Below are 7,517 nucleotides of genomic sequence, written 5' to 3'. Positions count from 1 at the left end.
ATGATCTCTCAGGGTAAAGAAAAAACAAAATTTTGCATCGGTATTGATCCCATAATATTTCCGCCGGTACAGCCAGAGTGAAAAAAGCTGTCCTGCGCTTTCCGCATTGTTAGAAAACGCCTCTAAGCTGATCCCGGTCGACCCGGAAGTATATGCACTTTTCACCTCCGGCGTGCCAAGTTTGGTGTAATATTCCCTGGAAATAATAGATACTCCCGCATGCGCCGCCTCCTCTTTGGTAAGGATCGGCAGACTCTTTCCATCCTGCAGGTTGGCACCTGCATATTTTTCCGCATAGAATGACGTGTATTCTACTGCGTACTGTACTAACTCTTCTCTCGTCACATTCATCCTCTTTTCTGTACGGTAAATCCGTTACTGCGTATTGCTTTATAACAGCAGATCATTGTGCATCCCCATCATCTGCAAAGCATTTCGAATACCCTCTTCCACTTCTTCACGGCTGTAGCAATGCATCTCAAGGAATTCATCCTCTTTGTCATTAATATATTGATATACCTGCAGTGCCACCTCCAATAGTTCCATTTTCTGTCCTCTGCAGTCTACGTCCCCCTCCGATGCATGCTCTAACTCGGCGATCAATTCATTTTCTGCCTCATTGATCTTTCCTGCATCAATCATTGCCAGCCACATCTCGTATTTATCCTTCTGTGCTGCGTTTTCCAAAAATTTTGGCTGCTTAAACCGACGTTCTCCAAATAGAACCCCTCCAAGACAGCGTAATGTATTGTATACTGCATGCTTGGTTTTCTTCGTCTGATACTCCGCCATGTCATCCTCTCTGATTCTTATAAAATCCGTTTTATAAAATTCTCTGTCACAATAATATCCATCTGCCGAATCTTTCTTATTCTTTCCCGCAACCGTTCTATGATCTTAATATCATCTGTCACTGTATACTTAATATACATGTTCTGTGCGATCAGACATTCTTTTTCCAATTCTTCCAAATCTTTCAACAGTACATCATCCTCTGCAGCATAACCATTCTCCATCATATACTGATACCGTCTACGCATCAGATATTTATGATCGCAGAGCTGAACCAGACTGCGCCAGTCTTTTGACGGATACGTATCATCCTGCCTGATCACCGCCTGAAAGCAGTGATCAAGCAGATCATAGCACTGCACACCAAAGAAAACCTCATTGAGATAGTCACTGCCATCATGAAAAGATTCCGGGCATACTGTACGGTTTAAGTAACAGATTCCATTTCCTGGTGCAATATAGTCCATAAGCTGTTCTTTCACGTACCCTGGCACAAAAGAATACTGTGCGGAAGTGACTCGATACAGATAAACTCCATACTTCCACATATCATCCGGCACTAAACGAAATGCTCTGTCAAGTTGATCATATGAGATCTTCTTGGTGCCATATTTTCCACGTTCGAAATTATCCGCAATATAAACAATCCGCTCTCCACCATCATAGCCATAGATAAATGTTGGATGATGAAACCCATAATGCCCCCTCATGTCCTCCCTAAAAAACTGATCCAAAAATGTAGAAATATAATACCCACCATCAATAGCATGGATCACAAATTCATGGAATGAACGAAACATTCCAAGAATCAATGACTTTGGTATCATATTTTTTTCAACAAACGGACAAAGATCAAACATATTAGGGGAAAGATAATGGATCGCATATGGATAAAAGGTTATGCTGGCATCTTTTGCATCCCACTGATACCCGATATAATGAGAGCCTCTCATCTGTATAAAATGATTGTATATCCACTTTCGGCCATCCTCTGATCCGCTTAGAATTCCAAACAAGAAATTCTGTTCCGGCCATGCCCGGATACCGACATCAGCTAATGGCAATATCCGGGCAGATTTTATTCCCTTTTGAAACAATGGTTATCTCCTTTCTCTTTATTGTTCATTTCAAATAAGTTGTAGCTTTCCAATCACTTGTAACAAATTGTCCACTTTCTGTATTAAAGACTAGATGATCTCCCTGTTGTCCTGTCATGGTAAATGTGTTCAGAATCTTATCTTTATCGTCATGATCATGCACCTGAAATAATAACTTTCCTGATTTAATCGTCATCCCCGGTATGCCATGTTGTAGAACATATTCTGCTTTATTGAATCCTGCCGCATAATCATTACAAGTTAAGCGATACATCTTTTTCACATAAAACTCTCGATTAGAACGAATCCCGATAGCACAAATTGCATATCGCGGAAGTCCTGCTCCAACGCTATCGTATCCTGCATAGACAATTTCTTTTTCACCATCACCATCGATATCATATTTTATGAAACTTTTCTGATAGGGTTTTCCTTTTGCAGTTACTAGCTCGCGAATGGGAGAATTATTTTTATTCTCTCTTAAATATTGCAAAACTGCTTTTTCCTGTCTGTATTCAATATAATACATTCCAACACGTACTACTGAGCATAGTATAATTACTGTAACGAACACCGCTATAAGTCGTATAAAATTTTTCCTTTTTTTACTCAATCTTTATCCTCCTTATCAAAGTCCTCCCAATCACTCGTAACAAACCGTCCGCTTTCTGTATTAAAGACTAGATGATCTCCCTGTTGTCCCGTCATGGTAAATGTATTCAAAATCTTATCCTTATCGTCATAATCATGCACCTGAAATAATAACTTTCCTGATTTTATCGCCATACTCGGTATGCCATGTTGTAGAACATATTTTGCTTTATCAGGTGCAACTGTATAGTCAAAACAGGTTAAGTCATAAATTGCCTTTACATAAAATTTTTGACCGGAATGAATCCCAATTGAACAGATCACATATCTTGGATATCCGGACCCCAATTCATCATATCCTGCATAAACAATTTCTTTTTTACCATCACCATCAATATCATATCTTACAGTTTTTTGCTGATAAGGCTTTCCATCATCATTCACCAGGCCATGAAAAACCGATTTGCTCTCATTTTCTTTAAAAAATTCCAAAAGCTTACTATCTTGTCTGTATTCATAATAATACATTCCAACACGTACCGCTAATCCTAGCAAAATCGATGCAATGAGCACCACTATGATCCATATTAATATTTTCTTTGATTTGGTCATCCTCTTTTCCTCCCTGTTCAGCATTCAGATTTTATTATTTTCAACATTCTTCTGACATTGCCTTTTCACATGCAACGTCAGAAGAATTTATGATTTGAATCATTATTTGAATACAATAAAATGGAGACTACTTGTATAAGATCCCCCACCAATATCCCATTTTTTGCTCTTAACAAAATACCGCTCAATTTTCCATGGAAGTGAATTTTTAAAACGATCAGCATATATTAAAATCCCCACTCTAGCTCGCCCAGGCTTATGAGCCCAAAAATGTGTTCCAGTACTGAAACTATAAAATCTTTTCATAAAATGATAATCTGGTAGTCCATTATCCATTTTCCCAGTTCTTAAAATAATCATTGTATAATCATCATTATACTTACTAGCATCGCCATGAGGAATTGTTTTATGAATTTTATATTTCAGTTTCTTTAAATCAGCCATTGTATAATCTAATGCCTGCTTTTCAGTCGCAGGACATTTTGTTGGATTAGAATAATGACCTGGATCAATTGCCTTTTCGTTATTCATAGCAAACCCATAACAATTGGAATCTAAAAAATTGTTCACTCCTTTCCAATAATAATTCTTTCCTGAAGGAGATTTTGGGAATTTTTTTACCCAGTCTGGCACATTTCCAGTAGCATTACTTGCATTTACAGGGGTATTTTCGCAATAAGCATACATATTGTGAGAAAACGCTCCAAAACCCGTGTCTGTATAACTATCCATACTTAACATACGCCTTGTAGCCGGATCATAGTATCGATTCACAAGATAATAAAATCCACTCTCCCGATCATAATAATAGCTTCTGTACCGATATGGATTACGTTCTGCCAGTGTCTGATTCCCGATAATGTTGACAATATTTCCCCATGCATCATATTCATAGGTTACAAGTTCTTTTCCTTCTGAATCCATAATTCCAACAACATCATTACTGCCATTTAATCGATACAAATACGTTTTTCCTTGACTTTCAAATCCAACAAGCTGATCAAAAGCATTATAATGAAACCACATTTCGTCTTTGTCCGTAACCTCTCCTATCAACTTCCCATTGACATAATAAAATTGAGTGTTCCCATCTTTTCCAGATTTTTTTACACGATTTCCATTCATGTCATAGGAATAAACGGTCTTCCCATTATTATTTTTAATCGACTTGAGTTTATTGCCCTGTGTCCATGTAAAGTGACTATCATCCCAATATGTTATAGGATTTCCACTCGCATCATAACAAATTTGTTTTCCTTGATATAATGTCATTTGATCTGCATATCTATCATTGTATCCATAATCTGCTATCTTTTTTCCATCTTTCAGCTGAACAGATGGTTTATTAAAGTCCAATGGATATGCATATACGTTTGTTATATTACCTCCCTCATCATAATGATATACATATGTCTTATTTGTTGCAGAAAGATTCTCGCGAATCACTTCATTTAAATTATTGTATTCATAAGATACTAGGCATCTATCTTTATCCCATACCGCTTTTAGAAGACCTTGTTCTGTGTATTCCTCTCGATATGATTTCTGATTATTTACTTTAATTAGTTTATCACTGCCATCATCCTGATATGACTCTTGATACACTATATCCCCATTTATGCGCACTTCCTTATCCTTTTGATCCTGAATTTCCAACAGCGCATTACTACGATAAATATACTTTCCATTATCAACAAGAAATTGTTCCGTCATATTGTTACCATTACAAGCAATCTGTAATGTCGTATTCATTCCATCATTGATCACTGAATAAGAACAGCCATCAGAACTTTTCATGCCAGTCAACTCTCTAGAGTTATCATGGGTATATTTATAAGTAATATGATTGACATGATCTGTAGCCTCTGAAAGAACATAATGGTTATCTTCATCATATGTCCAACTATAGAGTAACTGTTTTTCATCTGACAGACTTATCATGTCGCCAATCGAATCGTATTCAGCTATTAATGCATACCCGTCTCCAAATGTTGTGCGACACGTTCTGTCATTTTCCCATTCTATTGTTTTAAGTTCGCGTTGATTAATATCAAAACTTTTTATTCTTCCTTCACTATCATACTGGAAATCGTACTCAATTCCATTATGTTCTATATTTTTAATTCCGTTTTCGTCATATGTGTATGCATTATATATTTGATTTGCACCATCATATGCTAAACGAAGTGCCGGTTCTCCTTTTTTATTATATAAGATAATATTATAGTTATTATCTATTATCTGTATTTTATTCTTTTGCGAAATATTATTGTACACTTCCGTAACTTTTTGTCCCTGTTCATTATAATACGCTTCCAAACAGTCACCAGGAACGAATTTATATTTTGCCTCAACATACTTATCAGAACATTTCTGTGCGTCAACAATAAAATAATCACTATATTGTTGCTCTATTTTATGTATCGTTTCTTTTTCTATCTCAACAGAAAGATGATCTTTTCCAGCAATGCACACTTTTTGTTGCTCTGTGCAGTCAGGATCGTTCCACTTTCCATATCCATCTCTAATCTCATATCCATCAGGAATACCATCTTCATCCGTATCCCTAGTAACCTCACTAATGCATCCTTCCCCTTCATTCTTAAACGTTTTTATGTCCGATATTCTTCTCTCGCCGTATTTATCAACAATTTTCACATACGCCTCAATATATCCGTTTTCCTCAGGTTTATCAAAACAAACACCATTCTTATAGTTCTCAATCCTATGAAATGGTTCATTGTTGTAACGTATATATAATTCTATAGTCTGCGCATCTATATCTGACAGTGCTATTTTATCAGCCTCATCATCAAAATACATTTCTAAGGCAATGTCATTTCTCATGCAAAATTTCTGCATTTTCTGCATCATATTTGTCACTCGAATGTCCTCTTTTGCACTACTTTCAGATGCATTAATCGTCAATTTCTTTGTTATAATCGCTCCACATAAATCCAATTTTTGACACTCTATGTGTACGGATCCCTTTGGTGCATAGACAATTCCATTTATTGTAACATGATTTCCAGTAATCCATACAGACCCATCCTTTGTATACATAATTCCTTGGCGCAAATTATTCTCTTCTCCACTAACCTTAATATCATTCTCTGCAACTAATATTCCAGAAAAAATATTTCTTGCCGCCTTCATTTCATAAGAGTCACTGGAATAAATATATGCATCACTATTAAACCTCTCACCTTCGTTGCCATTTGACAATTCTACTTTATCGGCATGCTCCAGCTGATACAGAATACCATCATGTAAATTTGGAAGCTTCTGCACAGTTGTAATATTACCCATTAGTTGGTTACTATTAATATTTTCTGTTATACATATATTTGCTGTATCAACCTGCGTCTCAGCAGCATCGGCATAACCTGTCGCTATATGAATCGGGGCAAATGCCAACGCTAAAGAAATTACATATGCACTTATAATAGTTGCTTTTTTTCTCATTTTTTCTCCATTCTGTGCTACACTTTCATGATCTGCACTATTATATGTATTAGTTTTTTGTTTCTCAAATTCCGACTTTCTCATGCAGAAACTTTATATTTTCTACATCCATAGCATATACAGACCTAATATGCTATAATTATCAAGTGAAGTTTTAATCTGCGGTACAGAGGGTCTGTTCTCAAGTACTGCAGATTTTTGTAGAGAAACTCTACAAGGCGCCATCATAAAGATGTTTACTTCTTTGTAACATCTTTATGATGCAATGACTGTGGTCTTACCGGCTGATGTAGGATGCCTAAGCATGTAGGCCAACGCTCACTATCCATAATCAATTTTTTCTGCGCTGTTTTTTCTACTGCACGTAAAATTAATTCTTTTGTCTTTTTCGTTCCTTGCTCCTTTCTACACATATCCCCTAATTATTCGCTTGGTATCAAATGTGCAATAATACAAAGTCATTAATAAATGCGTCTGTAACACATTAAATGTAATAAAAAAATTTCTCTTCGTAAACCCATTTGGCAGAAATGGACACTTTTTTCCATAATTGGACATCTTTTTAACCTTTCATTTAAGAATTTTATATTGACAACTAAAACTTCCCATTCCAAAAGATGCTGCGAGAACCATATATTGCTCATTATGTCGATGGTCTAATTATATTTTGTAGCCGCTATATAGTGAGTCATGCCATCAGAAAATAATATCAATAATTTCGAGTTGATAAGCTTCCAAAGATCATCTATTACCAGAAATGGGATTACAAAGAGTACACCTCTTATCTTGAATGGCGATATGGCAAAAAGATCAAAAAAAAAATCCTGTAAACGAAATCGTTTACAGGATTTTTTGTCGCTCCCCGAGTAGGACTCGAACCTACGACAGCGCGGTTAACAGCCGCGTGCTCTACCGACTGAGCTATCGAGGATTATAACAAAAACACAGTCCTTTCTTTAG

At 36.3% G+C, this 7,517-nt stretch carries 6 protein-coding genes and 1 tRNA gene; all 7 read right to left on the bottom strand.

The genetic code is table 11. The features are described 5' to 3' along the window. On the bottom strand, positions 1–345 hold a 345-nt coding region (locus tag DW981_RS13700), incomplete at its 3' end, for a hypothetical protein (protein WP_147352662.1). Positions 346–390: 45 nt separating this feature from the next. After that, the gene (locus tag DW981_RS13695; protein WP_118508123.1) at positions 391–792 is read right to left on the bottom strand and encodes a DUF6483 family protein; all 402 of its coding nucleotides are present in this window, start codon (positions 790–792) and stop codon (positions 391–393) included. Between the two features lie 17 nt (positions 793–809). Beyond that, positions 810–1,889 (bottom strand): hypothetical protein, encoded by a 1,080-nt coding sequence (locus DW981_RS13690; protein ID WP_118508122.1) that lies wholly within the window; start codon positions 1,887–1,889, stop codon positions 810–812. A 25-nt stretch (positions 1,890–1,914) separates the two neighbouring features. Beyond that, on the bottom strand, positions 1,915–2,502 hold the full coding sequence (locus tag DW981_RS13685; protein ID WP_118508121.1) for a hypothetical protein: 588 nt from the start codon (positions 2,500–2,502) through the stop codon (positions 1,915–1,917). Next, entirely contained in the window at positions 2,499–3,092 is a 594-nt protein-coding gene (locus DW981_RS13680) for a hypothetical protein (protein ID WP_118508120.1), read from the bottom strand. The genes DW981_RS13685 and DW981_RS13680 overlap by 4 nt, the downstream gene beginning before the upstream one ends. 102 nt (positions 3,093–3,194) lie before the next feature. Then, positions 3,195–6,557 (bottom strand): RHS repeat-associated core domain-containing protein, encoded by a 3,363-nt coding sequence (locus DW981_RS13675; RefSeq protein WP_182434298.1) that lies wholly within the window; start codon positions 6,555–6,557, stop codon positions 3,195–3,197. A gap of 858 nt (positions 6,558–7,415) precedes the next feature. Continuing rightward, positions 7,416–7,488, bottom strand: a tRNA-Asn gene (locus DW981_RS13665). Positions 7,489–7,517: the final 29 nt, after the last annotated feature.

The sequence above is a fragment of the Clostridium sp. AM49-4BH genome, assembly GCF_003478335.1.
Taxonomy (GTDB): domain Bacteria; phylum Bacillota; class Clostridia; order Lachnospirales; family Lachnospiraceae; genus Butyribacter.
This window is presented reverse-complemented; position numbering and strand designations above follow the sequence as displayed.